21 protein-coding genes and 1 pseudogene are annotated in these 24,744 nt (G+C 69.3%); 11 read left to right on the plus strand and 11 right to left on the minus strand.

The genetic code is table 11. From position 1 onward, the window contains the following. Positions 1-9: 9 nt before the first annotated feature. Positions 10-2,061 (minus strand): flotillin family protein, encoded by a 2,052-nt coding sequence (locus tag ACQPY4_RS33460; RefSeq protein ID WP_433327824.1) that lies wholly within the window; start codon positions 2,059-2,061, stop codon positions 10-12. Between the two features lie 61 nt (positions 2,062-2,122). Beyond that, the gene (locus ACQPY4_RS33465) at positions 2,123-2,806 is read right to left on the minus strand and encodes a hypothetical protein (protein WP_433327826.1); all 684 of its coding nucleotides are present in this window, start codon (positions 2,804-2,806) and stop codon (positions 2,123-2,125) included. Between the two features lie 680 nt (positions 2,807-3,486). On the opposite strand from ACQPY4_RS33465, the gene ACQPY4_RS33470 reads away from it, so the two are divergent. The 5 genes and pseudogenes from ACQPY4_RS33470 to ACQPY4_RS33490 all read left to right on the plus strand — a co-directional run bounded on the left by ACQPY4_RS33470 (position 3,487) and on the right by ACQPY4_RS33490 (position 7,456). Continuing rightward, positions 3,487-4,767, plus strand: coding sequence for an ArsB/NhaD family transporter (locus tag ACQPY4_RS33470; RefSeq protein ID WP_433327828.1), 1,281 nt, complete (start codon positions 3,487-3,489; stop codon positions 4,765-4,767). A gap of 129 nt (positions 4,768-4,896) precedes the next feature. Continuing rightward, positions 4,897-5,502 (plus strand): RNA polymerase sigma factor, encoded by a 606-nt coding sequence (locus tag ACQPY4_RS33475; protein WP_433327830.1) that lies wholly within the window; start codon positions 4,897-4,899, stop codon positions 5,500-5,502. A gap of 5 nt (positions 5,503-5,507) precedes the next feature. Beyond that, entirely contained in the window at positions 5,508-6,479 is a 972-nt protein-coding gene (locus ACQPY4_RS33480; protein WP_433327832.1) for a CU044_5270 family protein, read from the plus strand. 159 nt (positions 6,480-6,638) lie between these two features. Next, positions 6,639-6,926: pseudogene (locus ACQPY4_RS33485) on the plus strand (DEAD/DEAH box helicase); the annotation flags it as partial. A 26-nt stretch (positions 6,927-6,952) separates the two neighbouring features. Then, positions 6,953-7,456, plus strand: coding sequence for a hypothetical protein (locus ACQPY4_RS33490; RefSeq protein WP_433339254.1), 504 nt, complete (start codon positions 6,953-6,955; stop codon positions 7,454-7,456). 135 nt (positions 7,457-7,591) lie between these two features. On the opposite strand, the gene ACQPY4_RS33495 is transcribed toward ACQPY4_RS33490, so the two are convergent. Further along, the gene (locus tag ACQPY4_RS33495) at positions 7,592-10,222 is read right to left on the minus strand and encodes an alpha/beta fold hydrolase (protein WP_433327834.1); all 2,631 of its coding nucleotides are present in this window, start codon (positions 10,220-10,222) and stop codon (positions 7,592-7,594) included. Between the two features lie 104 nt (positions 10,223-10,326). Here ACQPY4_RS33495 and ACQPY4_RS33500 point away from each other — a divergent pair, with 104 nt between their 5' ends. Then, complete coding sequence (locus ACQPY4_RS33500; protein WP_433327836.1) at positions 10,327-10,665, plus strand: YciI family protein; 339 nt, start codon at positions 10,327-10,329, stop codon at positions 10,663-10,665. Between the two features lie 244 nt (positions 10,666-10,909). After that, positions 10,910-11,725, plus strand: a complete 816-nt coding sequence (locus ACQPY4_RS33505) for a TIGR04222 domain-containing membrane protein (RefSeq protein WP_433327838.1) — start codon at positions 10,910-10,912, stop codon at positions 11,723-11,725. 328 nt (positions 11,726-12,053) lie between these two features. On the opposite strand, the gene ACQPY4_RS33510 is transcribed toward ACQPY4_RS33505, so the two are convergent. Next, positions 12,054-12,590, minus strand: a complete 537-nt coding sequence (locus tag ACQPY4_RS33510) for a hypothetical protein (protein WP_433327840.1) — start codon at positions 12,588-12,590, stop codon at positions 12,054-12,056. Positions 12,591-12,817: 227 nt separating this feature from the next. Beyond that, the gene (locus tag ACQPY4_RS33515; protein ID WP_433327842.1) at positions 12,818-16,747 is read right to left on the minus strand and encodes a nidogen-like domain-containing protein; all 3,930 of its coding nucleotides are present in this window, start codon (positions 16,745-16,747) and stop codon (positions 12,818-12,820) included. A gap of 221 nt (positions 16,748-16,968) precedes the next feature. On the opposite strand from ACQPY4_RS33515, the gene ACQPY4_RS33520 reads away from it, so the two are divergent. Then, positions 16,969-17,226 carry a hypothetical protein gene (locus tag ACQPY4_RS33520; RefSeq protein WP_433327844.1) on the plus strand — a complete coding sequence of 86 codons (258 nt, stop codon included), beginning with the start codon at positions 16,969-16,971 and terminating at the stop codon, positions 17,224-17,226. A 30-nt stretch (positions 17,227-17,256) separates the two neighbouring features. Here the strand turns inward: ACQPY4_RS33520 and ACQPY4_RS33525 are convergent, their stop codons facing one another. Beyond that, on the minus strand, positions 17,257-18,099 hold the full coding sequence (locus ACQPY4_RS33525; RefSeq protein WP_433327846.1) for an NmrA family transcriptional regulator: 843 nt from the start codon (positions 18,097-18,099) through the stop codon (positions 17,257-17,259). A gap of 82 nt (positions 18,100-18,181) precedes the next feature. Between ACQPY4_RS33525 and ACQPY4_RS33530 the strand changes: the two genes are divergently transcribed. Beyond that, positions 18,182-19,126, plus strand: a complete 945-nt coding sequence (locus ACQPY4_RS33530) for an AraC family transcriptional regulator (protein WP_433327848.1) — start codon at positions 18,182-18,184, stop codon at positions 19,124-19,126. A 15-nt stretch (positions 19,127-19,141) separates the two neighbouring features. Here the strand turns inward: ACQPY4_RS33530 and ACQPY4_RS33535 are convergent, their stop codons facing one another. After that, positions 19,142-20,284 carry an acyl-CoA dehydrogenase family protein gene (locus tag ACQPY4_RS33535; protein WP_433327850.1) on the minus strand — a complete coding sequence of 381 codons (1,143 nt, stop codon included), beginning with the start codon at positions 20,282-20,284 and terminating at the stop codon, positions 19,142-19,144. A 92-nt stretch (positions 20,285-20,376) separates the two neighbouring features. Between ACQPY4_RS33535 and ACQPY4_RS33540 the strand changes: the two genes are divergently transcribed. Then, positions 20,377-21,072 (plus strand): MerR family transcriptional regulator, encoded by a 696-nt coding sequence (locus ACQPY4_RS33540; protein WP_433327852.1) that lies wholly within the window; start codon positions 20,377-20,379, stop codon positions 21,070-21,072. Here ACQPY4_RS33540 and dapC read toward each other — a convergent pair. Both dapC and fdxA read right to left on the minus strand, forming a co-directional pair. Next, positions 21,069-22,151 carry a succinyldiaminopimelate transaminase gene (gene dapC, locus ACQPY4_RS33545; RefSeq protein WP_433327853.1) on the minus strand — a complete coding sequence of 361 codons (1,083 nt, stop codon included), beginning with the start codon at positions 22,149-22,151 and terminating at the stop codon, positions 21,069-21,071. The genes ACQPY4_RS33540 and dapC overlap by 4 nt on opposite strands. A gap of 81 nt (positions 22,152-22,232) precedes the next feature. Next, on the minus strand, positions 22,233-22,559 hold the full coding sequence (gene fdxA / locus ACQPY4_RS33550; protein WP_160820001.1) for a ferredoxin: 327 nt from the start codon (positions 22,557-22,559) through the stop codon (positions 22,233-22,235). An 87-nt stretch (positions 22,560-22,646) separates the two neighbouring features. Between fdxA and ACQPY4_RS33555 the strand changes: the two genes are divergently transcribed. Further along, the gene (locus ACQPY4_RS33555) at positions 22,647-22,898 is read left to right on the plus strand and encodes a hypothetical protein (protein WP_433327859.1); all 252 of its coding nucleotides are present in this window, start codon (positions 22,647-22,649) and stop codon (positions 22,896-22,898) included. 49 nt (positions 22,899-22,947) lie between these two features. On the opposite strand, the gene ACQPY4_RS33560 is transcribed toward ACQPY4_RS33555, so the two are convergent. Both ACQPY4_RS33560 and ACQPY4_RS33565 read right to left on the minus strand, forming a co-directional pair. Next, positions 22,948-23,736, minus strand: a complete 789-nt coding sequence (locus tag ACQPY4_RS33560) for a polysaccharide deacetylase family protein (RefSeq protein WP_433327861.1) — start codon at positions 23,734-23,736, stop codon at positions 22,948-22,950. Between the two features lie 66 nt (positions 23,737-23,802). Then, positions 23,803-24,675: an enoyl-CoA hydratase-related protein gene (locus tag ACQPY4_RS33565; protein ID WP_433327863.1), complete on the minus strand. Its 873-nt coding sequence runs from the start codon at positions 24,673-24,675 to the stop codon at positions 23,803-23,805. Positions 24,676-24,744: the final 69 nt, after the last annotated feature.

A 24,744-nucleotide genomic window follows, 5' to 3' on the forward strand; every position in this document is an offset into this window, starting at 1 on the left:
CCTGGATGGTCAGTGCCGGACCGCGTCGACGTTGTTCACGGTGACGGCGTGCGGCGCCGCCGCCGCGGCGGCCTGGTCGAGGGGCGCCTCGGCCACCCCGAGTCGCTCGGCGGTGCGCAGCAGCTCGTGCAGCCGGTCGGTCTCCGGACCGCCCGCCTTGATCAGCCGCAGCAGCAGCGCCGAGAGGGTCAGGTCCCGGACGCCGCCGGTGCCCAGCGAGCCGAGCAGGCGGGAGATGTCGTCGGTGAAGCCGCCCGAGCCGTCCAGCCACGGTCCGGCGAGGTTCCGCGCGACCTCGGAGTTGCCGACGAAGCCGTCCACGCTCTTGCCGAGCGAGATCGACCCGACCAGGCGGTCGAAGAACACGCTGTCGCCGCCGACGATGCTGATGTCGGCGCTCTCCAGACCGGTGGCCAGCACGGACGCCTGCGCCTCGGCGACCTGCCGCTGCCCCTCGATGGCGGCCAGCCGGACGTCCTTGTCGGCCTCCAGCCGCAGCCGGAACTCCTCGTGCTGCCGGGTGGCCTCGTCCAGGGCGGCCATCGCGGCGGCCTTGTCGGTGAGGCCCTCGGCCTCCGCCTTCAGCCTCTCCCTGATCGCGGCGGCCTCCGCCAGCGCCTTCTCCTGCGCCACGGCGGCCTCGGCGCGGCCCACCTTCTCGATCGCCTCCGCGTCCCGCTCCCGGACCTGGACGTCGGCGAGCCCGAGCGCGGCGGCCTCGGCCTGGACTCCCTGGGCGAGCCGGATCTTGGCAGTGGCGTCCAGGTCGGCGGTCTGCTGGCGCGTCTCGGCCAGCACCAGCTGCTCACCGGCCCGGTGCCGCGCCGCGGCCTCGGCCGCCTCGGCCGCCTTGATGTCCTTGACCAGGTTCTCCTGCGCCTCGGCCTCGGCGCGGATCACGATGGCCTGGCGCTCCCGCTCGGCCTCCTCGGTGGCCCGCAGCCGCTTGATGCTCTCCTCCTGCTCGGCGACCGTCCGCTCGACCGCGATCCGCTCGCGGATCACCTCGGCGATGTCGCGCTTCTCGCCCTCGACCTCCTTGTTCGCCGAGATCTTGGTCAGCTCGGTCTCCCTCTCGCGGGCGATGACCTCCAGCTGGCGGTCCTTCTCGATCCGCTCGCTCTCGATCGCGATGACCCGTTCCCGGTTCTTGGCGGCCACCGCGACCTCGCGGTCGCGGTTCTCGGTCTGGACGCCGAGCCGCTCATCGGTGCGGATGTTCGCGGTCTGCGACCGCAGCCGCTCCTCGGCCTGCACCTGCTCGATCTGCGCCTGCTCCCGTGCCCGCACGGTCTCGATCTCGCGCTGCTGCTTGAGCTCGGCGTCGGCCTGCCGCCGCTCCAGCTCCAGGATGGCCTCGCGCGCCTCCACGTCCTGCCGCTTGATCTCCTTCTCCTCCGTGCGCGCGTGCTCGTTGGTCCGCACGTGCTGGATCGCGGTCAGCTCGGTGATCTTCCGGATGCCCTGCGCGTCGAGGATGTTGGACTTGTCCAGCGACAGCAGCGAGGTCTGCTCCAGATAGTCGATCGCCGCGTCCTCCAGGCTGTACCCGTTCAGATCCGTGCCGATCACCGCGATGATGTGGTCGCGGAACTCCTTGCGGCGGGTGTAGAGGTCCTCGAAGTCCAGATGCTTGCCGACCGTCTTCAGCGCCTCGGAGAACTTGGCCGAGAAAAGCTCCTGGAGCGTCTCCTGGTCGCTGGCGCGCGCGGTGCCGATCGCCTGCGCCACCTTGATGACGTCCTCGGCGGTCTTGTTGACCCGCACGAAGAACGTGATGCGGATGTCGGCCCGGATGTTGTCCTTGCAGACCAGCCCGTCACGTCCGGACCGCTCGATGTCGATGGTCTTCACCGAGATGTCCATCAGCTCGGCCTTGTGCAGCACCGGCAGCACCACCGCGCCGGTGAACGTCACGTCCACCTTCTTGACCTTCGAAATGATCAGCGCCTTGCCCTGGTCGACCTTGCGGAACAACCGTGTGACCACGAAGATCAGCGCGAGCCCGACGAGCAGGCCCATGGCGATGACCACGCCGATGCCTATCGTGATGGTGTCCATCACAGATCCCTCTCTACTGGGGGGAAAGAAAACGGGAAGTACTCGGCTCCGACGCGGGACGTCAGAGACCGTCGGTGATCGCCGCCGCGTCGTACGGCATCACCCAGAAGAAGGCGCCCCGCGGGTCGTAGTCGAAGATCAGCGCGGTGCTGCCGGCGGTGAGAGCGCCTCCCGCCGCCCGCGCGCCCGCCACCGGGACGTCGGACTCGGGCCGCCGGACCTGCACGATCGCCGACGACCCGTCGGGCGCGGTCACCTCGGCCTGGCCGAAGTCCGGCCCCACCCGTCCGGTGCGGATGACGCAGGTGAGCCCCACGAAGTCCCGCAGCGAGGCGCCCACATCGCTCCGGAAGACCCGCCGCAGCGGCACCACCGACAGCCGGGTGCACCACCAGGCCGCCCCCAACGCCACCAGCAGCACCGCCGGACCTCCCGCCGGCTCGCCGACGAGACCGCCCAGCAGCACCGAGCCCACCAGGCTCACGAACCAGGCCACCACGATCAGCGAGGACAGCACCACGGTGGCCGGCACCCCGCCCAGCCCGCTCGCGGCGAGCAGGCCGCCCAGCCCGCCGGTACCGCCGTCCCCCATACCGATGTCGGCCCCTGTGTCGACATCGGCGTCCAGGACCTCGGTCCCCAGCGCGCCGAGCAGCACCATCGCCCAGTACCCCGCGACCACGACCAATGAAAAGCTGAACAGCGCGGTCGGAAATCCGAACGCGACCTCAATGAATTCGCCCACGATAAAGCGCCTCCGCGTCAGGGCAGGAGTTATCGGATCGCCGCAAAGAATGCGACGACCTGACCTTGGAAAGCGAGGAGCGAGGCTCAGCCGCGAACGCGGCACCTCGTGGGGCGACTATCGGGGAACGCCGCCGCCTGAGCGCGGACGCGCAGGCCGAAGCCGGGGGCGGGGGCGGGGGCGGGGGCGGGGGCGGGAGGGAAAGGCTGCTGACATCGGAGAACGAAAAAGTGCCGGGGAGTCATACAACCCTCCTGATCAGAGACGTATCCTGTCTCGCCGACCAGGCTTCCCGGCACACCAGTGGTAACTTTAGCGCATTCTTTACCTTGACGGAAGCCCCATTTGAATCCGGCTGGCCGCTAAACGATCCGGCCGCGGGACCGAACCGTCCGGCTATTTGTCCACGAGACGGAACAGGCGTTGGGAGACGGTCACGACGTCGCCGGTGCGGCGCTCGTCGCCGGATACCGCGACGCTATGACGCCCCGGACGGCGCCGCCGGTGGAGAGCCCGTCAAGGAGGCGTTAAGGTCGGTGATCGGTGAGCCGGGAAGTCTGGTCGGCAGGTCCCAGCCGACCCCTCCCCGAAAGGCCCACCTGTGACTGGCGGTTCACCGGCTCGACCCCGCGTTCGCGGGCGCTCACGTCCGCGTCGGTCCGTCCGGGCGGGGGCCTGACGTGGACGCCGCCCTCGCGATCGTGGTGTTCGTCGGCGCCTACATCCTGATCGCCTCGGAGAAGATCCACCGCACCGCCGTCGCGCTCGGCGGCGCCGGGCTGATGCTGATGTTCCACATCACCGACGCCGAGAAGGGGTTCTTCTCCGAGCACACCGGCATCGACTGGAACGTCATCTTCCTGCTGCTGGGCATGATGGTGATCGTCTCGGTGCTGCGCCAGACGGGCGTGTTCGAATACGTCGCGATCTGGGCCGCCAAACGGGCCCGCGGCCGCCCCTACCGGCTCATGGTCATGCTCTGCGTCATCACCGCGGTCGCCTCCGCGCTGCTGGACAACGTCACCACCGTCCTGCTGATCGCGCCGGTGACGTTCCTGGTCTGCGACCGCCTCGCCCTCAAGGTCGTGCCCTACCTGATCGCCGAGGTGATGGCCTCCAACATCGGCGGCACCGCCACCCTGATCGGCGACCCGCCCAACATCATCATCGCCTCCCGCGCCGACCTGTCCTTCAACGACTTCCTCGTCCACCTCGCACCGCTGATCGTGCTGCTGATGGCGGTGTACTGCGTCCTGATCCGCTGGCTGTTCCGGTCCGCGTTCGTCTACGACCCCGAGCGCGCCGCCGACGTCATGGCACTGGAGGAAAAGGAGGCCATCACCAACCCCCGGCTGCTCTGGCAGGCCCTGACCGTTCTGGGTGTGGTGGTCGCCGCGTTCGTGCTGCACCCCGTCCTGCACTACGAACCCTCGGTCGTGGCGCTGCTGGGCGCCGGAATCCTGGTCGCCGCCACCAAGGTCACCACCCAGCAGGCCCTGGACGAGGTCGAATGGCCCACGCTGGTGTTCTTCGCCGGACTGTTCGTCATGGTCGGCGGGCTGGTCGAGACCGGCGTCATCGGCGACCTCTCCAAGGCCGCCGCCGACGCCACCGACGGCGACCTCGCCTTCGCCACCTTCCTGCTGCTCTGGGCCTCCGCAGGGCTGTCGGCCATCGTCGACAACATCCCCTATGTCGCGACCATGAGCCCCATCGTCGCCGACCTCGTCCAGCAGCATCCCCCCGGCGAAGGCCAGGTCCTGTGGTGGGCCCTGGCCCTCGGCGCCGACCTGGGCGGCAACGCCACCGCCATCGGCGCCAGCGCCAACGTCGTCGTCCTGGGCATCGCCGCCCGCAACGGCTCCCCCATCAGCTTCTGGCACTTCACCAAATACGGCCTCGTCGTCACCATCGTCACCATCGCGATCGCCACCCCCTACCTCTGGCTCCGCTACCTCTGACCCGCCCCTGTCCCGCCTCCTCGACAAAATAGACACGCGTGAACTCGATCCGGTCGGCCGGGAAACAACCAGTGCGCACGAAACCCCCATCGTGAAGGGGCACGACATGCACAGACACTGGTTGTCGCGGTGACCGCCGCGGTGATCGACCCGGAACAGGCGCAGCAGCTGGACGATGCGGGCGTGATCGCGCTGTCGCTGGACGAACCCGAGTGGTTCTCGGTGCTGTTCGACCGCCACGGCCATCGGATCCACGACTACGCGGCGCGGCGTCTCGGCGTCCAGGCGGCCGAGGACATCGTCGCCGAGACGTTCTTCGCCGCCTTCCGCCAGCGCCACGCCTACGACCAAACCCGCTCGCTGGCCAGGCCCTGGCTTTACGGAATCGCCACCAACCTGATCGCCCGCCACCGAAGGACGGAGGAGCGGTACTACCGGACGCTCCACCGCACCGGCGACGACCCGGTCGACCTGCCGATGGACGACGCCGTCCTCGAACGCGTCGCCGCGCAGAACCTCGAACGTCCCCTCGCGGGGGCGCTCGCCGGCCTCTCGCGCGGCGACCGCGACGTCCTGTTGCTGGTCGCCTGGGGGGACCTGACCTACGAGGAGGTCGCCGACGCGCTCGGCCTCCGGATCGGAACGGTGCGCTCGCGGTTGCACCGGGCGCGGCGCAAGGTGCGCTCTGCGCTCGCCGACACCTGGCACGACCTCGGCCCCGGGACGAAGGGATGAACGTGATGGACGACCTCAACGTGATCAAGCGTTTCCGGGGCGGCCCGGTGCCGATGCCCGTCGAGCGGGAAGAGACCGTGCGCGCCCGCCTCCGGGAAATTGCCGATACTCGGGAGCCACGGCCCCGCCGCCGCGTGGCGCTCCGCGTCGGCGTCGCGGCATGCCTCACCGTCGCCGTCGGAACCGGCCTCACCCTCGTCCAGAGCCTGGACGGCGACGGCGGCCCGGCCGCCTCGGCCGCCGAGTTCGGCGACCGCGCGGCCCGCGCCATCGAGGACAGGCCCTACTCCGCCCCCGACCCAAAGCAGTGGGTCTACGTCAAGGCCCGGACCGCTGGCGGGTTCGAAATGAACACCTGGTGGAAGGGCGTCGACCGCTCCTGGAGCGAGCCCGTCGAGCACTGGGAGCGCATCGACGAACTGGGCGTCGCCTTCATCAGCTACCGAACCAAGCAGCTCGTGGTCGACTACCGCACCACGGAGACCGGATCGTGGATAAGCCCCAAGGGGAACGTGGGCTACCGGATGCGGAACTACCACACGTTGCCCACGGAGCCGGACGCGCTGCTGCGCAAGCTCTACGCCGTCCACTACCCGAACCAGGTCGGCAAGACCCGGCACGACGACGTGTTCGAAATGCTGGACAAGATGCTCCAGAATCCGATCTCCCCCAAGCTCCAGGCGGCGGTCTACCGGGCACTGCCCAAGATCCCCGGCGTGACGCTCCGGCGCGACGTCCCCGACCTGATCGGCCGGACGGGCGACGCCTTCGCCCACGTGAACCACCTCGGCGAGCGGACGAGCATCCTCATCGACCCCAAGACCTACCGCTACCTCGGCACAGGCGTCGAGGCTGCCCGCGACATCCCCGTCAACGGTGAGGGCCCTGGCAAGAACGCGGTGGCCAAGGCCGGAACTGTCCTCCGCTGGAACTCCCTGATCACCGCGAAGATCGTCAACGGCCCCGGCCAACGTTAGAGTTCGCGAAGGATAGACTGGGCCGCCTCGTGTAGCGGATGCTCCCTCGGGACGACCTTCCGCAGCGCCTCGGCAGCCTTCTCGGCCGTCCGCTTGTCGGCTCCCTTGCCGAAGCCAGCAGACGCGCGGCCAGAGGTCCATCTTCGTCGATCTCGGGCTGTGATCGACGAGCTGGCGCCCGCGCTCGCCCACCACATCGTCAACACCCTCGGCTGGCGGACGCTTCGGCCTCTCCAGCGCGACGCGATCGCGCCGGTCAAGGCCGGGGCGGACGCGCTGCCCGCCGGTGGCAAGCCCGAGGCGGCCTGCTTCCCACTGCTGACGGCGATGGAGGACGGGCGCTGGACGGGCCTGTCGGTGATCTACGTGTGCCCGCTGAAGGCCCTGCTCAACAACTTGCTTCCCCGGTTGGAGACCTACACCGGCTGGCTGGGACGGAGGGTGGCGCTGTGGCATGGGGCCGGACCGACCCGATGCTCCTCACCGAGCGGGTCTCCGGGCCCCGCGTGCTGCTCCTGGGCGGGCGGAACTGGAAGGTGCTCTGGGTGGACTGGAAACGTCGACGCTGTTTCGTGGAACCGTCCGACCTGCGCGGCAAGGCCCGTTGGTTCTCCGCGGCCATCGCGGGCGCGTCTCATGCCCTGTCCCACGCGTGCCGAGACGTCCTTCTGGGCGCCGATCCCCCCGTGCACCTGACCCGGCGTGCGGTCGTCCATCTCGCCAAGGCCCGCGAAGCATCGCTGCCAACCGTTCATCCGGGCGGCACCGTCATCCTTCGCGACGGTTCGGACCTGCGCTGGTGGACCTTTTCGGGCTACCGCGCCAACGCCGTCCTGACCGCGACCCTCGCCGGCGTCACCGACGAAGCGCTCCCCGAGCGCCTCGGTCTCGCCACGCTCGCGACCCGCCTGGCCGATCTGCCCGCCGCATCAGAGGCCCTCGCCGAGAACATCCGCTTTATTCAGGAGGACGTCTGATTCAACAGGCGTTCGATGCGCTCAACTCATGGTCTGGGACGGCATGATGGCCGGGGCATCCGAGCGGCCACTCGAAGGCGCCCTTCGGTTCGACCGCGATCGCCACCCCCTACCTCTGGCTCCGCTACCTCTGAATCACGCGAGGAAGAACTGCTCCAGGATCGGGGCCAGGATGTGCGGAGCGGCGTCGTGGGGCTGGTCGTCGAGGGTGTGGAGGCGGCCCGCGGGGAGCGTGTCGGCGACCGCCCGCGCGGCGTACCGGCGCCAGTGCGCGCTGGTGCTGCCCACGATGACCAGGGCCGGCTGCCGGACCCGGGCCCAGTGGTCGGGAACCGCCCAGGTGTCCATGACGGCCAGCTCGTAGGGGATGGTGTGCGCCATCGCTTCGAGGTCGGGCCAGAGGGGGGCTCCGCGCATGGGGGCGACGACCTCGGCCGGCATCTCGATGCCGTTGATCAGGAACAGCTCGACCGCGTCGCCTCGACGGTCCGCGGAGATGAGCCGGGTCAGGCGGGCGGCCATGTCGGCGGGCATGGGCGCGCGGGTCTGGTCGAGGATGAACGGCGGCTCGATCAGGGCGAGGGCCGCCATCGGCAGCCCGCGAGCGGCGGCCTCGGCCGCGAGGACCGCACCGGAGGAAAAGCCGAGGACATACGGGACGCCGGCGACGACCTCGCCCAGTGCGGCCAGATCATCGAGCTCCTTCTGGACGGAGTAGGCCGGGTGGTCGCCGCTGTGGCCGCGTCCGCGCCGGTCGTAGACGTGGACGGCGAACCGCTGCGACAGCCGCTGCGCCAGGGCGGCCGCGGCGGTCCTGTCGTTCAGGGCGCCGCCGACGATGATGAGGGGCGGGCCGTCCCCGGATCGCTGGTAGGCGATGTCCGTCCCGTCCGCGGAGGCCACCGTGCGCACCCGGGTGGCCGGGGGCGCCGCCATCACTGTGCGCTCTTGGGAGGTGCTGTAGAGCTCCTCCAGGTGGGTGAACATGCCCGCGAACCCGTAAAGGCGCGGCTCCGTGCGTTGAGCGAGCCCTTCGTAGTACCGGACGTAACGCGCCCTGGTCGCGTCGAGCTCGCCCGCCTCGGCCAGCTGTTCCAGCGCGAAGGCCCTGATGCTCTCCAGCAGCCGGAATCGGGAACCGAGAGCCGAGTCGGCCCGGACGACCAGCGACCGATCCACCAGCCGCGACAGCAGGTCGGCGACCTCGAACGAGCCGACGTCCCCCTCGGCACAGACGTGCTCGGCCGCGCGGAGCGTCCAGCCGTCGGCGTGCATGGCCAGTCGCCGCAGCACCGCCCGCTCGTCGGCCGACAGCAGCCCCCAGCTCCATTCGATCACCGCCCGGAGCGTCTGGCGGCGGGTGGCCAGGATGCGGAACCGGTCATCGAGGCGTTCGGCGAGCTCCCGCAGCCCGAGCGACCTGATCCTCGTCGCGGCGAGCTCCAGCGCCAGCGGCAGGCCGTCCAGGCGGCGGCAGATCTCGACGACGGCGGGCAGCGTGTCCGGGGTGAGCGCGAAGCCCGGCTGGCTGTCGGCGGCACGGGCGACGAACAGCCGGACCGCGCTGGACGCGGACGCCGACACCGCCGAGACGGGCAGATCGAGCGGGCGCACCGGGCGCACCTGCTCCCCGGAGATCCCGAGGGGTTCCCGGCTGGTCGCCAGGACCCGCAGCCGGGGCGATTCGCGCAGCAGCCGGTCGATGACCTTCGCGGCGCGGTCGACCACGTGCTCGCAGTTGTCCAGCACCAGCAGACCGGTTTGCGGGGCCGGGCCGATCACCGCGTCCAGGTCTTCGGGTGTGGCGTCGGCCGGGAGCGTCGCCAGCTCGACCAGCCGCACGTCATGGATCTGCTCGCGGCGGCGCGCCGCCTCCAGCGCCAGAACCGTCTTGCCGACGCCGCCGGGACCGGTCAAGGTGATCAGGCGGTGGTCCTGGGCGAGCAGGTCCGCCAGCTCGGCGTCCCGTCCGATCAGCGGCGTCAAGGCCGAGGGCAGACGGGACGCCACGGGCGCCGCCAGGCCCGGATCCTGCCGGAGGACCGCCTGATGGAGGGCGTCCAGCTCCGGATCCGGATCGAGACCGAGGCTCTCGGTCAGCAGGGTCCGCAGGCTCTGGTAGGCCTCCAGCGCTTCGGCGTGCCGTCCGGTGCGGTAGAGCGCCTTGACCTGGATGGCGCGCAGCCGCTGCCGGTACGGGTACCGGGCGGTCAGCTCGCCGAGCGGGGCGACCAGCAGGTCGTGGTCGCCGAGATCGAGCCGGGTCTCGGCATGCTCCTCCATGACCACCAGGCGTTCCTCGTCCAGCCGGTCGATCGCGGCCCGCGCGAAGGGCTCGTCGCCCACGTCGGCGAAGGCGTGGCCGCGCCACAGCCCCAGCGCGTCGGCGAACAGCGAGGCGCGCTGCCGCGGGTCGGCCGTCCCCCGTGCCCGCTCGGCCAGCGCGCGGAAACGGCCCGCGTCCAGGTCTTCCGCGGCGATGTCCAGCAGATAGCCCGGCGGCCGGGTCACCACGAGGGCCCGACCGCCGGACTCGGCGTCCTCAAGGGCCTTGCGCAGCTGCGAGACCCGCGTCTGCAGCGTGGCCGTGGGGTTGGCGGGCAGCTCCTCGCCCCACAGATCGTCGATCAGCCGATCGGCCGAGACGGGCCGTCCCGCACTCACCAAAAGATCGGCCAGCAGCGCCCGGACCTTGCGATCCGGCACTTTGACGAGCTCACCTGCCGAAGTGCGCACGACCAGCGGCCCCAAGACTTCGAATCGCACGTCGTCACACTACTTCAGGGCCCCCCAAAGTCGTTCTGAAGCCGTCCGGAAGTACCGGCCGCCAGGGTTGAGCCATCAACCAGAACCACACAGGGAGCGACCAGATGCGATTCATGACCCTGCTCAAGTCCAGCGGCGACTTCGGCCCCCCGCCCCCCGAGGTCTTCGGTGCCATCGCCGCGCTCGGCGACCAGGCCGGCAAGACCCTGGTCGAGTCGGCGGGCCTGTCGCTCCCCGCGGACAGCGTCCGCGTCTCCCTCAACGGGGGCCAGATCACCAGGACCGACGGCTGCGACTCCGTCTCCGCCGACGCCTACGCCATCTACGAGGTGGCCGACCTGGACGAGGCGACGGCCTGGGCGACCAAGTTCCTCGACGTCCACCGCAAGCACTGGCCCGCCTGGGAAGGCACCGTAGAGATCAGGCAGACCTTCGGCGCCTGAACCGCCCGACCGCATACCGGCCGGCTCGCGGCCTCCGTCCCCACGAGCCGGCCCCCGCGTCCGCCACCCCAAAGCAGAAGGCGTATCACCGGACCGCTGGCGCCGGCCTGCCGCCCCCGGTGTCACCGTCCCGCAGACACCAGGTGCCCTCCCAGTCCCAGAGCATCGCTGACCGGCCCACCCCAACCTTCGGGCGACGCACCGCGTCCAACCCGACGAAGGCGATCAAGCATCGGGGGCGGTCTTGAGCACTCAGAACGTCGCGTTCGTGACTCTCACCGCGAGCCTCGTGGTGAGCTGCCCAATCGCGGCTATGTGGAGGCGGTTCCTGTGCCGCGGCCCGGCGCTGTCGCGGGAACTGCATCCCTACGAGGTGGCCTGCCTATGGAGCTTCACTGATGAGAAAAGGCGGTTGCTGCCGACCGTGCTCGGAGCGCTGCGGGTGGATCAGGTGCTCGGGCTGGCCGGGGGGCGCGGCATGCGGGTGATGGGGCCGGCGCAGCGCCGGCTCGGGCCCTTGGAGGACGCAGTCGTCGCGGCGGTGGCCGCCAGGCCCGACGGCGCCACCCTGGGGACCATCGCCGACGACGAGCGCGTGAAGTCCGCGGTCGACGGGCTGCGCGCGCGACTGCGGGAATACCGCCTGGTGGTCACCCCCAAGACAAGGAGTTACCTCCGGCTGCCCTACCTGTTCCTGATGATGGCATCGACCGGGCCGTGCCTGCTGTACGCGACTCTGGCGGGGTGGAGCGCCTCCGAAACCGAGCCGGTCACGCTCGCGAACGCGTGGAACTTCCTGCCGCTCGCGTGGTGGTTCGTGACGTTCGCCTGGTCCGGCATGCATGTGCTCGATCCGGAACATACGACGAAAGCCGCAGACAGGGCGGTCGCGGCGATCGGGCACAAGGAACTGCGCAAGCGGGTTCGGCGGCACAAGGACCTGCCGGTGAGCGCCGAGGAGGCCGCGCTTCTCATCGCGTTCGGCGCCTCCTGGGTCCCCGGCATAGAGCATGAGTTCGCGCTGCGCGCCAGGATCACCGTGCCCACGGGCGACGGATGAGCTCACCAGCCCGGGCTATGCCGTCCCAGGGCTCTTGCGCGTCCTCACCGTCTCGGCGGCGCGTGGCCAGCCGGGAGCATCGCCGCGCAACTGGCGCACACCCGGTACAGCTGGCTAGCGGCCACGCCCTGGTCGAAGGCGCCTCACGACTCCGCCCGCCGATGCCATCAACGCGGGCGCGAAGTACAGCGGCGTGAGCGACGAATTCCGGTAAACCGAGATCTCCTGCCGCACCGCTCAGAGGAGAGAGCCAGCACCAGCGGCAACCCCAGCTCCCCCATTCCGCGCGGCCATCGGCGCGATTACTCAGTGCCCGGGTACGGCCTGCTCAGGTTCCGCAGGGGGCGCCGAGGGGGGTCACATCGAGTGTCGTCCGGTCGAACCGGTAGCGGCGGACGCACTTGTCCTCGGCGACCTCGAACTCACGCGACCCGACGAAGTACACCCGGTTGGGCGGGGTCCCCTTCAACGGCTCCCACGCCAGCTTCTGCCGCGCGAACAGCCCGGATCCCGTCCGCAACCTCACCCGCCACTCGGTGTGGGCGCTATTTGAGAACCGGCCCCTCTCCACGATCAGCTTGTACCGCCCGTCGCCTGACTCGGCCTTGGCCACGGCCCCGTGCACCGTGGGCTTGAGCGCAGCGTGCACAGCACTCAACCCCGCTCCTGCCAAGAGCGCGCCCGCCACGCCGACACAGACCACAACGCTCCGCACGACGACACGCTCGATCAATGCTCCAACGGCCAGGGTCCCCAACACCCCCGCCACGGCGATCACGCCGCCCAACATCCACCAGCGGTTCGCCAGGTGGAGCGGATCAACGACAAGCCCGATCGCGGCCACAACCGCGACCAGCGTGAACATTGCGAACGTCAGCGCAACCTTGCGCCTCATAACCCCTCCTTTGGCAGGACGCGAAGCAATCGGCTCGCGACGCATTCAGCTGTGGCCCGGACATCGCCTTGCCCGGCCCGATAGGTGATGGTGATGACCATCCGTCCGTCCCGCACCGTGACGTATTGGACGAGGGTGTCCATGTCTGTGAGTTGGCCATGGACACCCTCGTCTCATTTCTGCGGGTGATCAGGTGTTCAGTTGCGGATGGGGAAGACGTGCATTCCTGGTTGGTTGCTGTTGGTGGAGGTTTTGGCGAGCCCGGTGGGTGAGGTGTCCAGGAATGTGCCGGGGCGGCGTGATCCGTTGACTTCGTGGAAGGTGCCGGGGTTGCCGGTGCCGTTGGAGTAGCCGGCTCCGGCGGAGGTGCCGCCCAGGCCGCCGTTGCCGCTGCTGGCGTCGCCGGTCTCCCACTTGAGGGTCTTGTAGTGGTAGACGATGTCGAAGGCGCCGGGTGCGACGTCGGCGCGGTCGACGATGTACAGCTGGTAGGTGTTGAGTTTGTCGGTGTTCTGGTTGTAGTAGCCGACCTTGTCGTAGTCGACGCAGAAGGCGCGGCGTCCCTGGACGGTGCCGTTGCCGTAGCGGACCTGGCCCGATCCTGGTTTGCGGGTGTCGGTGTCGGCCCACAGCGCCGCGATGATCGGCGACCGGACCCCCTCGAACGGCTTGGGGGTGTAGTCCGAGAACGCGTCGTCGAAGGTGACGTTGCCGTTGTTGTTCACCCACAGCGAGGTGAACTGCCGTCCCTTGAAGTTGATCGGGAAGGCCAGGTTGACCTTGGGCGACAGCTCATCGTCGCTGGGCGCGACCTTGTCGCCCTGGCAGACCGCCTGGGCTTGCTGGGTGTCGGCGCGCAGCGTGTAGGCGCCGGTGAACCCACCGGTGTCGTGGACGCGTAGCTGGTAGCGGCCGCTCTCACGCACACCGGTGGCCTCCAGGGTGCCGCACCCGGCGCCGCGGGTCCGGTCGATCGCCCGCCCCGACGGGGCGACCAGAGTGATAGAGAACGTGCCCGATCCGGTGCACGGGCCGGGGGTGGTGACCTTGAGGTTCTGCCCCGCGGTCAGGTTGAACTGGAACACATCGGTGACGTGCGCCTTGTCCAGCCTGCCCTGGACGTTCTGATTCAAGGGCAGGGTGGCGGTGTCCTCCACCCGTCCGGTCAGGGCGGCCAGGTCGACCGAGGAGCGCAGCCGGTCGGCGACGATCGCGGCGCTGCCGGCGTGGCTGCGGTCACCGGTGAGGCCGACGTCCAGGATGCACTGCTGCAACGCGGCGCCCGGCGCCACGCCCATCTCCCGGCAGACCCGCTCGGCGTCGGCCCGGGCAGCCGGGGTCAGGTCGGCGACCGAGGCCACCTTGGCCGGACGCACGGGCAGTGCGCCACTAGCGGGGATTTTGGTGCGGAAGAACGAGGCTTTCCCGGTGGCCTGCCAGCTGGCCCCGAACGAGCCGTACATCTGCTGCAGGTTCAGCGGGTCGGTGACCCGGGTGCCGTTACGGGCGGTCAGGTCGTTGGAAGGGTTGCGGTCGGCGTTGCCCAGCAGCCCGGCCACCTTGCCCCAGCGGGCTTGGGACAGGGTGATGAAGGCGTTGTCGGCGATCCACCGTCCGGCGGCCAGTTCGGTGCCGTCGGCCCACCGCACCACCGCACCACGCACGTAATTGAACGTCAGGACGGCCCCGCCGGGCAGGGTCTGGCGCATCCCGGGCTTGAGCGCGATGCGTTTGCCGTCCAGCGTCGCCACCTGAGGATCGAGTGGTTCGGAGGTGGTCTCGTCACCGAACGCGATCACCGACTTGCCGACCTTGGCCGCCACACCCCGGTTGATCGAAATCGTCGACGACCGTCCCGGCAACCGCACATACCGGCCCTGCACCGCGAAGTCACCCGAGGGCGACTGCGCCAGCACATAATCGCCCGCGCCCTGGAAATCGACCGACCCGCCGTCGAAGGTGATGAAATGCGGGTCACCATAGGAACCTCCGGTCCCCGGCTTGGACGGACCGGTATCGGGCCTAGGGGTTCCGTCAGGCCTCGGGGCCCCGCCGGTATTGCCACCCGGGGGTCGCTCACACTTGTCCGCAGCGATCTGAAGCCTGTTCGGAGGGCAGGCGTCACACGCATCGCCTTCGCCGTCGCCATCACTGTCGGCCTGATCGGGGTTGTAGAACTTACAGTTGTCCAGTTTGAACGTCCCGCCCTGCCACGGCTGTTCGTCCGGAATTCCGTCCTGATCGAGATCGTTCTTGGGGTACGCCTTGGTGACGTCCCGGGTAAGCACTTTGCGGTTCTCTGTTTTGAGCTGATACATGACGGGCTTGGCCCACGTACCGCCACCGGAGTAAGCCGTCTTCTCCAGCCGGCTCATCGGAATCGTAAAGTGCTTGACGAAATTAGCCCCTACTTCACCGGGACAGAAATCGATACTGTCTTCCAAGGCCAGGCGCAGGGCCCCCTTCATTTCGACTCGCGTCAATACGCCCTTTTTGGTGGCGGTGGGGATGAACTGGACGTCGCCGAAGAAGTCTCGCCGGTCCGTGAAGGTGCCCTGGCCAGGTAGAACGGTGTCACTCACCCCGCCGGCGATGTTCTCTGGGAGTTGGAAGGAGCCGCCGCCGTATTCGATGTGTACTTTCTGGCCGATTGGCTTGCCCTTGGGCAATGTGAAGTCGGAGATCCTCTTCTTCGTTGGCCTCTCCGGAGGAGAAAGCGGGTACGGCCTCTGCCTCTGGTCGGTTTCTACTGCAGCCCCCGCCTGGGCGAAGGTGACTTCGCGTGCACCTTCCGTATCGGGGTGTTTGTCGAAACTTTCGAGATCTTCGGGCTTTGTGACACGTTCCCGCGTCGGTGACGGCACTCCCCTGGTGAGGTACTTGTTCCAGAAGTAGTACGAGGTTTCGCCGATGCTGGCTCGCAGGCCCGGAAGCATGGTGGTATGCAAATACGCACTGGCCCTGGCGGCGTCCAAGGTGCTGTCGAACGGCTTGCAGAATTTTTCCGGTCCGCCCCACATGTTCGCCGGCATCGGTGGTATCTCGACCCGGATCTCCATCCCGCGAAGATGGGTCAACTGGAACTGCACCTGCTTGCCCACCACGCGGGTCTTCAACGGGAACGTGGTCAGAGTGTCGGGGTCGACACCCACAAAGCGCGTGTGCGCGGCGTCGAGCCCGACGAGACCCGGGTCGACGGTCACGGTGATCGGACGCGCGAAACGCAACCCGTTCGGAGACACGTCGACCACGGGCAAGCCGAATTCGTCCTTCGCGCCCGTCATCAGCAGTCGCGTCAGGTTCACGTTGGTCGGCCGAGCGACGGCACCCGCGGGAATCTGCACCCGCCAGCCGTCCCCGGAGTACGTCCCGCCCTTCGGGCTGATGCTCACCGGCCTGGCCAGGGTCTGCAGCAGGATGCGTCCAGCCTTGCCTTGGCCGCGCCTGACCTGGACGACCTGGGCCCCGCTGAGCCGTCCCGCCGAGAGCGCGGAAACAGCGACGCCGCCCTCGGGAAGACCGGTCAACGTGAAGCGACCATTCTGGTCGGCCTTCACGACACGAGGGCCGTACCGCACCGTGGTGCCCGCGATCACCTGACGGGTGTTGACATCGAAGACCTCGCCGGACACCCGCCCCTTGGCGTTCTTCAACCGCTGCTGAACCTGCGCCTTCTTGGAGACGACGCGACGCCCCTGATACGAGTTCACCTTCAGCTTGTTGACCTTGTTCGGGCGCAGCACCACCTCACCGGCGTACTGCCCCTTCTTATCGGCGACCAGCCTGACCGGCAGCACACCACCCTCGATCAGCATCGGACTCTTGGCACGCGTCACCCCACGCACCACCACGCTGCCCCGATCGGTCCGACGAGGCGCCACCACAGTGAGGCCCCCCGTACCACCCCGGGCCTGAACGGACCTCTGAGGCTCGCCTGGCCGCGCAGCAGCCGGAACCGTGCCCGGCTGCGCAGCGGCCAGAGCCGTGCCGGGTTGCGTGGCGGCCTGGGCCGTGCCGGGCTGGGCGGCGGCCTGAGCCTTGCCCGGCTGGGCAGCGACGGCGACATTCGCCGACAGCGCGACCACCGCCGCGACCACCGCCGCGACGAGTGGAGAACGAATGGGCACCCGACTTCTTGAATTCGCCCCCTGCATCACACAGAACCCCCTTTGGCCGCCATTGATGACGCACACCAGTCGAGCCGCGATACTCATCTGCACTGGCACCACGCAGAGAGCCACCCTCACCGACCGCCCCAAAACAAACAAGCAGCGGTCCACTCAGCGAACCGGACATACAACCAGCAATCGCCCAGGACTCTACGGATGCGGCTCTGACCTGCGCATCCTTGGTTCTGCTGACCGATGTTGATCTCCGCCGCCACGGTTCGCGGTGCGGTGCCGCCCAGGTGGCCGCCACGCAGCCTTCGCCTCGGGTGCTGCTCGTCGTCCACAACGCCGCCGCAGCGCGGTTGGGTGATCTGATACCGCTGTTCCAGAACCCGCGTATTCAGCTGGTCGCCCAGTCCCAGGCGGTCAGTTGTGCACACGCGACCGTTCAGCCAACGGCTGGCCGCGAGCGAGCCGACGAGGGCGTCAGGCTCTGACGAGTTCCGTCCTGGGTGAGCCCGAGCACGTCAGGACTCGAAATCGGGATCCCATACTCCGGTGGCGGCGGTTTCATGGGCGTACTCCGCGAAGTCGCGGGGCGGACGGCCCAGAACACGCTCGACGGTATCGGTGACCTGGGCCCTGCGCCCGTCGAAGACCTCGACCATCAGGCCGGCCAGGTGCCTCGCGTACTCGGCCGGCACACCTCGCCTGGTCAGCGACGAGACGAACTGCTCAGAGGTGATCGGCAGATAACGAACGTCCCTGCGGGTCGCCCTCGCTATCTCGCCGACGGCATCGGCGAAGGTGAGCAGCCGCGGCCCGGTCACCTCGTGGATCCGGCCCGCATGGCCGTCCTCGGTCAGCGCCGCGACGGCGACATCGGCGATGTCCTGCGCATCGGTGAACGGCTCGGCGACGTCGCCGACCGGAAGCGCGACGACACCGGCCAGGACCAGCTCCACCAGGAACGCCTCGCTGAAGTTCTGCGTGATGAACCCCGCCCGCACGATGGTCCACTCCGCACCCGAGTCCCGCACCCGCTGCTCGCACCGCTCAGCCTCGGCGGCACCGCGGTCGGCCAGCAGGACCAGGCGCCGGACGCCGCAGGCCACCGCCAGGTCGACGAAGGAACCCACGGTTCTGGCCGCGCCGGGGAACGCCGCATCCGGATAGAAGGCCACATAAGCCGCGCCCACGCCTCGCAGCGCGCGTTCCCATGTGGTGTCGTCCTGCCAGTCGAAGGGCGGCTCAGCACGCCGTGAGCCGATCCGTACCGGCACCTCACGCGCTCCAAGCCCGGACGCGACCCGGCGTCCGGTCTTGCCCGTCCCCGCGAGGACCAACGTTGTCGGCGCTGTCACTGTCATGATCCACAGTTCATCGGAACGCCGAACCACCGGCCATGCTCCAGGCTCGCAGACCCATAAGGGTGCCTCTTATACTGCGCCGGTGGATCCCTTGTCGATCCTGCTCGCGGCGGCCAGGGTCAGGGGCACGTTCGCGCTGCGGTCCATCCTGAACCCACCGTGGTCGGTGCAGGTGCGCGACAGTGCCCCGCTCAACGTGGTGGCCGTCCTGCGCGGGACGCCCTGGGCGGTGCCCAGCACCGGCGGGGCGGTGCGGCTGGAGGCGGGCGACATCGCGGTGATGCCCGGCCCGGACGCCTTCACCTTCGCCGATGATCCCCACACGCCGGTCCAGATGGTCGTTCAGCCCGGCCCCCGACGGACGACCCCAGCAGGCGAAAACCTGCCCGACATCGCGGACATGGGTGTGCGGACCTGGGTCAACCGCCACGACGGCGCAGGCGACTCGTCGGTGCTGCTGATCGGCAAATACCAGGGACCGGCCGAGATCGCCACGCGCCTGCTCAGTGCCCTGCCGCCGCTGCTGGTCGTCCCCAAGGCCGCCCACGGCCAACCCGCGGTGGTGTCGCTCCTGGCGGAGGAGATCGCACGAAACCAGCCGGGGCAAGATCTCGTGCTCGAACGCCTGCTGGATCTCCTGCTGGCCGTCATCCTCCGCGAATGGTTCACCAGCACCGGTACCGACGCGCCAGCCTGGCACCGCGCCAACGGCGACATCGTCGTGGGACCCGTCCTGCGACTCATGCACGGCGACCCCGGGCACCCCTGGACGGTGACCGCACTCGCCGAGCGGACGGGGGTGTCCCGAGCGACGCTGGCCCGCCGCTTCACCGACCTCGTCGGCACGCCACCCATGGCCTACCTCACCCAATGGCGCATCAACCTCGCCGCCGACCTCCTCAAAGAATCCGACGCCACGATCGACGCCGTAGCCCACCAGGTCGGCTACGGAAGCGCGTTCGCGTTCAGCGCCGCCTTCAAACGAGCCCGCGGCATCAGCCCACAACACCACCGCGACCAGTCCTGACCGCCGGTCGGCCAGCTAGACGCCCAGGCCGCGGCCGATGATTTCTTTCATGATTTCGGTGGTGCCGCCGAAGATGGTTTGGATGCGGACGTCCTTGTAGGCCTTGGCTATGGGGTATTCGGTCATGTAGCCGTAGCCGCCGTGGAGCTGGACGCAGCGGTCGACGACGGACTTGAGGAGTTCGGACGTCCACCATTTGGCCATGGAGGCCTCTTCGGCGGAGAGTTCGCCCTTGGATTCCTTGGCGATGCACTGGTCGACGAAGGCTCGGGTGACGGTGAGTTCGGTCTTCATCTCGGCCAGGGTGAAGCGGTTGTGCTGGAACTTGCCGATGGGGCGGCCGAAGGCTTCGCGGGTCTTACAGTACTGGAGGGTTTGTTCGAAGGAGGCTTCGGCGCCGGACTGGGCGGCGGTGGCGATGCAGAGGCGCTCGCGGGCGAGGTTCTGCATCAGGTAGATGAAGCCCATGCCCTCTTCGCCCAGGAGGTTCTCGGCGGGGACGCGGACGTTGTCGAAGAAGAGTTCAGCGGTGTCCTGGGCGTGCATGCCGACCTTTTCGAGGTTGCGGCCGCGCTCGAAGCCCTCCATGCCGCGCTCGACCATGAGCAGGCTGACGCCGTGCGCCCCGGCGGACGGGTCGGTCTTGGCGGCGACGATCACCAGGTCGGACAGGATGCCGTTGGTGATGAAGGTCTTGGAGCCGTTGAGGGCGTAGTGGTCGCCCTGCTTGACCGCGGTGCTCTTCATGCCCTGGAGGTCGGAGCCGGCGGCGGGCTCGGTCATCGCGATCGCGGTGATCAGCTCGCCGGAGCAGTAGCCCGGCAGCCAGCGGCGCTTCTGGTCGTCGTTGAGCAACTGGACGAGGTAGCCGCCGACGACGTCGTTGTGCACCGCGAAGCCGGGGCCGCTGGCGCCGACGGCGGCCAGTTCCTCGTTGAAGATCGTGTAGTAGCGGTAGTCGTCGATCCCGCCGCCGCCGAACTCCTCGGGCATCTCGATGCCGAGCAGGCCCTGGCGTCCGGCGGCCAGCCACAGCTCGCGGGGGACGATGCCGTCCTTCTCCCACTGCTCGTGGTGGGGCGCGACCTCCTTGGCGATGAAGGACCGCACCATGTCGCGGAACGCCTCGTGCTCCTCGTTGAAGATCTCGCGCGCCATCCGGCCTGCTCCTCAGGGTAAGTACGCTCTGATACACGATTAATGTAACACTGGTGCTGTCACATAGAGCTGACCGGGGAGTCCCTGTGGAGATGACGGTCGATGAGCTGGCCACGCGCGCCGGGGTCACCGTTCGGACCGTGCGGTTCTATGCGGGACGGGGCCTGCTTCCGCCTCCGCGTCTCCGGGGGCGGACGGGCCTGTACGGGGCCGAGCATCTGGCGCGGCTGGAGCTTGTTCGTGATCTTCAGGCGCTCGGGCTCACGCTGGTGGCGATCGAGAAGCATCTCAGCCGGATTCCCCCTGACGCCCCGGTCGAGGATCTGGCGCTCCAGCGGGCCCTGCTGTCGCCTTGGGCTCCCGAGGTCGCCGAGGAGCTCGAACCCCATGAGCTCGACCGGCGCGCGGGACGTCATCTGGACGAGGAGAGCCTCAAGCGCCTGGAGGCGCTGGGGATCGTCGAACGTCCGGCGTCCGGGCGCGTGCGGGTGCTGAGCCCCGCGCTGATCGGGCTGGGCGCCGAGCTGTCGGCGCTGCCGCTGGAGACGCTGATCGCCTCGCACGAGGTGGTCGAGCGGCACACGACGGCCCTGGCCGCCGAGTTGCAGCGGGTGTTCCAGGAGACCGTCGTCCGGCCCTATCGCGAGCGGGGACGGCCCCCGGAGGAGCGCGACCGGCTGCTCGAACTCTCCGCCCAGCTCAAGCCCCTGATGATCCAGTCGCTCGTCACCGCGTTCCAGCGGGCGGTCGACGACGTCCTGCGCAGAAGCGTGCCCCGGGACGACTAGGTCAGGCGGGTGACGGCGGCTTCCACGCGGTCGTCGGTGGCAGTGAAGGCGATGCGGATGTGGTGTGAGCCGGTGGGGCCGTAGAAGTCGCCGGGGGCGGCGCTGATGCCGAGGTCGGCGAGGTGGTCGAGGGTGCTCCAGCAGGGCTCGTCGCGGGTGGCCCACAGGTAGAGGGACGCCTCGGAGTGGTCGATGCGGAAGCCGTGGGCCTCGAACGCGGCGCGCAGGGCGGCGCGGCGGCGGGCGTAGCGGGCGCGCTGCTCGTCGACATGGGCGTCGTCGTCGAAGGCGGTGATCATGGCGGCCTGGACGGGGGCCGGGACGATCATGCCCGCGTGCTTGCGGACCTCCAGCAGGCGGGCCACCAGGGACGGGTCGCCGGTGACGATGCCCGCGCGGTACCCGGCCAGGTTGGAGCGCTTGGAGAGCGAGTTGACGGCCAGCAGGCCCTCGTGCGAGCCCTCGCAGACGTCGGGGTGCAGGATCGAGACCGGCTGCTCGTCCCAGCCGAACTCCAGGTAGCACTCGTCGCTGACCACGACCGTGCCGCGCTCGCGGGCCCAGGCGACCACCTTGCGCAGGTGCTCGGCGGGCAGGACGCGGCCCGTCGGGTTGGACGGCGAGTTGACCCAGACCAGTTTGGGCGCGGCGGGGCCGAGGGAGAGCAGGCCGTCGGTCGCGACGGAGTCGGCACCGGCCAGGCGGGCGCCGACGTCGTAGGTCGGGTAGGCCAGTTCGGGGAAGACGACCTTGTCGCCGGGGCCCGCGCCGAGCAGCGTGGGCAGCCAGGCGACCAGTTCCTTGGTGCCGATGACCGGCAGCACGGCGGCCGGGTCGGCGCCGGTCACCCCGGCGCGGCGCCGCAGCCAGCCCGCCACCGACTCGCGCAGCGCGGGCGTCCCGTAGGTGGCCGGGTAGCCGGGGGCGTCGGCGGCGGCCGCCAGGGCGGCGCGCACGGGCTCGGGCGTGGGGTCGACGGGCGTGCCGATCGACAGGTCGACGATGCCGTCGGGATGCGCCGCGGCCCGCTCCTTGTATGGCTGGAGTCGGTCCCACGGGAAATCCGGCAGCGTGAGCACGCCCGCCCCTCCTCGGCTAGACGACAGGCCGTGACCTCCGCACGGAGGCCACGGCCCAAAACGAACCAAACGAGCCCGGGATCAGTCGTCCTGGCTCTGCGGGGGCAGCGCCGCGACGATCGGGTGGTCCTTCTCGATCTTCCCAACCTTGGAGGCGCCTCCCGGGGAGCCGAGGTCGTCGAAGAACTCCACGTTGACCTTGTAGAAGTCCTTCCACTGCTCGGGGACGTCGTCCTCGTAGTAGATCGCCTCAACCGGGCAGACGGGCTCGCAAGCACCACAGTCGACGCATTCGTCGGGGTGGATGTAGAGCTGGCGCTTCCCCTCGTAGATGCAGTCGACCGGGCATTCTTCGATGCATGCCTTGTCGAGCAGGTCCACACAGGGCTGCGCAATGACGTAGGTCACGTTAGTGACTCCTCTCCCGGCTCACCGCAAGCTCGCACTGAATAGTATTGCCACCGAGGCGTAGTCGATTCGACATGGGGGTGCCACATGTCTGGCCGTCTGGTCGCCCGGCTGGTGGTGTCCATCGATCCGGCGAACGTCGGTGAGCGGATCTCGCTGCGCCGTCGTCTGCCCACCGGAGAGTACAGCGACGTGGTGGGCGTGCTCGAATCCTGGTCCGACAAGACGTTGCGGGTGCGGCGCAGGACGGGCGAGGTGGTCGAGGTGCCCGAGGGGACGATGGTCGCGGCCAAGGTCGTCCCGCCGCAGCCTCCGCCCCGGCGGCGCCCCGCGAGCTGACCTCGGCCGCAGATTCTTCTCTCCGCCTGGCCAGGGAGAAGTCACTCCGTCAGTGTGACGTAGATCGCACGCGGGGCGTCTCCCGCTCGTTGTAGCGGTGGCCCGGCTTGAGGCGCTGGCCGCGGAACAGCTCCGAGACGGTGACCGGGGTGAACCCCCGGCGCTTGAGGCCCGAGACGACCTTCGGGACGGCCGCCGCCGTCGCCTTGTGGATGTCGTGGAACAGCACGACGCCGCCGCGCTTGGGCTCGTTGACCCCCGCCTGGATGTTGCGCCGGACGCTGCGGTGCTGCCAGTCGAGGCTGTCGACGCTCCACATGATCTGGGGCATGCCGACGGCCCGTCCCACCTGGGCGTTGGTCGCGCCATACGGGGGACGGAACAGCGTCGGCGTGACGCCGCCCGAGGCCGTGGCGATCGCGCGCTGTGTGCGCTTCACCTGGGAACGGACGGCGGCGGTCGACAGCCCGGTGAGCATCGGGTGCGACCAGCTGTGGTTGGCGAGCTCGTGGCCCTCCAGGGCCATCCTGCGGACGATGCCGGGCGCGCCGCCGACGTTCTGCCCGAGCATGAAGAACGTGGCGCGCGCGCCGGACGCGCGCAGGTCGTCCAGCACCTTGCCGGTGTAGGCGCCCGGACCGTCGTCGAAGGTCAGCGCGACGCACTTGACCCGCTGGCAGTCGATCGCGCGTGGAGGCGGCGGCTTAGGCTGCTGTGCCGCCGCCCGCGCGCGCTTGTCCTTGGCGGCCATCTGGCCTGCCGACCGGGTCTCCTGCCCGCACCCCGAAGCGAGCAGCAGTCCCCCGACCGCGATGGCAACAGAAATCCTGTTTCGCACCACACACCCCCGAAACGTGTGCCACGCGCGCTACATACCCCTCGCCCCACTACTCACACGTTGGGGTCAGCGAAGGGGCCAATCGGGGACCTCGTCCGGAAGGTCGCTGCTCACGCGCATGGGGAACTTGGCGGGACGCTTCTCCAGGAACGACGTGACGCCCTCGTCGGCGTCGGGCGCGGCGCCCAGGGCGGCCATCAGGCGGGAATCGGCGGCGTGGGCGTCCCACGGGGACGGCGCCGACAGCCCCGACCACATGAGCCGCCTGATCGCGGCCACCGACACGGCCGAGGTGTTGTCGGCGATCTCGCGGGCGAGCGCGTAGGCCGCGGGCAGGAGCTCGTCAGGCGCGTACACCCGGGAGACCAGACCGCCCTCCAGAGCCTCGCGCGCCTCGAAGACCCGGCCGGTCGCGGCCCACTCCATCGCCTGGGCGATGCCGACCAGGCGCGGCAGGAACCAGCTGGACGCCGCCTCGGTGACGATCCCGCGCCGGGCGAACACGAATCCGAACTTGGCCTTCTCGCCGGCCAGCCGGACGTCCATCGGCAGCGTCATCGTGATCCCCACGCCGACCGCAGCGCCGTTGAAGGCCCCGATGACCGGCTTGAGGCAGCGCGCGATCCGCAGCGCGACCGTGCCGCCGCCGTCGCGGGGGGTGCCGTCCTCCAGAACGTCGTCCTCTCCGGCGAACATGTCCTGCGACTTGTCCTTGTCGAAGGTGGACCCGCCGCTCCCGAGGTCGGCCCCCGCGCAGAACGCCTTGCCGGCGCCGGTGACCACGACCACCCGGACGTCGTCGTCGGCGTCGATCCGGTCGAAGGCGTCCAGCAGCTCCGAGCGCATCACGTAGGTGTAGGCGTTCATACGGTGCGGCCGGTTCAGCGTGATCGTGGCGATCCCGTCCCGAACCCCGTAGTCGATCTCGGTGTACGACATGCGTCGTCCCTTCTCGCGGGCCTGTTAGAACTCAATTCTAATAAGCCCGCCCGAACCAACCGCACACGG

It is taken from the genome of Spirillospora sp. CA-294931, from assembly GCF_050946795.1.
Taxonomy (GTDB): Bacteria; Actinomycetota; Actinomycetes; order Streptosporangiales; family Streptosporangiaceae; genus Spirillospora.

Coding starts and splice junctions, on each gene's coding strand:
- ACQPY4_RS33460 (WP_433327824.1), bottom strand. CDS start 2,061: ATGGACACCATCACGATAGGCATCGGCGTGGTCATCGCCATGGGCCTG.
- ACQPY4_RS33480 (WP_433327832.1), top strand. CDS start 5,508: ATGGACGACCTCAACGTGATCAAGCGTTTCCGGGGCGGCCCGGTGCCG.
- ACQPY4_RS33500 (WP_433327836.1), top strand. CDS start 10,327: ATGCGATTCATGACCCTGCTCAAGTCCAGCGGCGACTTCGGCCCCCCG.
- ACQPY4_RS33555 (WP_433327859.1), top strand. CDS start 22,647: ATGTCTGGCCGTCTGGTCGCCCGGCTGGTGGTGTCCATCGATCCGGCG.
- ACQPY4_RS33525 (WP_433327846.1), bottom strand. CDS start 18,099: ATGACAGTGACAGCGCCGACAACGTTGGTCCTCGCGGGGACGGGCAAG.
- ACQPY4_RS33490 (WP_433339254.1), top strand. CDS start 6,953: ATGCTCCTCACCGAGCGGGTCTCCGGGCCCCGCGTGCTGCTCCTGGGC.
- ACQPY4_RS33540 (WP_433327852.1), top strand. CDS start 20,377: ATGACGGTCGATGAGCTGGCCACGCGCGCCGGGGTCACCGTTCGGACC.
- ACQPY4_RS33565 (WP_433327863.1), bottom strand. CDS start 24,675: ATGTCGTACACCGAGATCGACTACGGGGTTCGGGACGGGATCGCCACG.
- ACQPY4_RS33535 (WP_433327850.1), bottom strand. CDS start 20,284: ATGGCGCGCGAGATCTTCAACGAGGAGCACGAGGCGTTCCGCGACATG.
- ACQPY4_RS33510 (WP_433327840.1), bottom strand. CDS start 12,590: ATGTTCACGCTGGTCGCGGTTGTGGCCGCGATCGGGCTTGTCGTTGAT.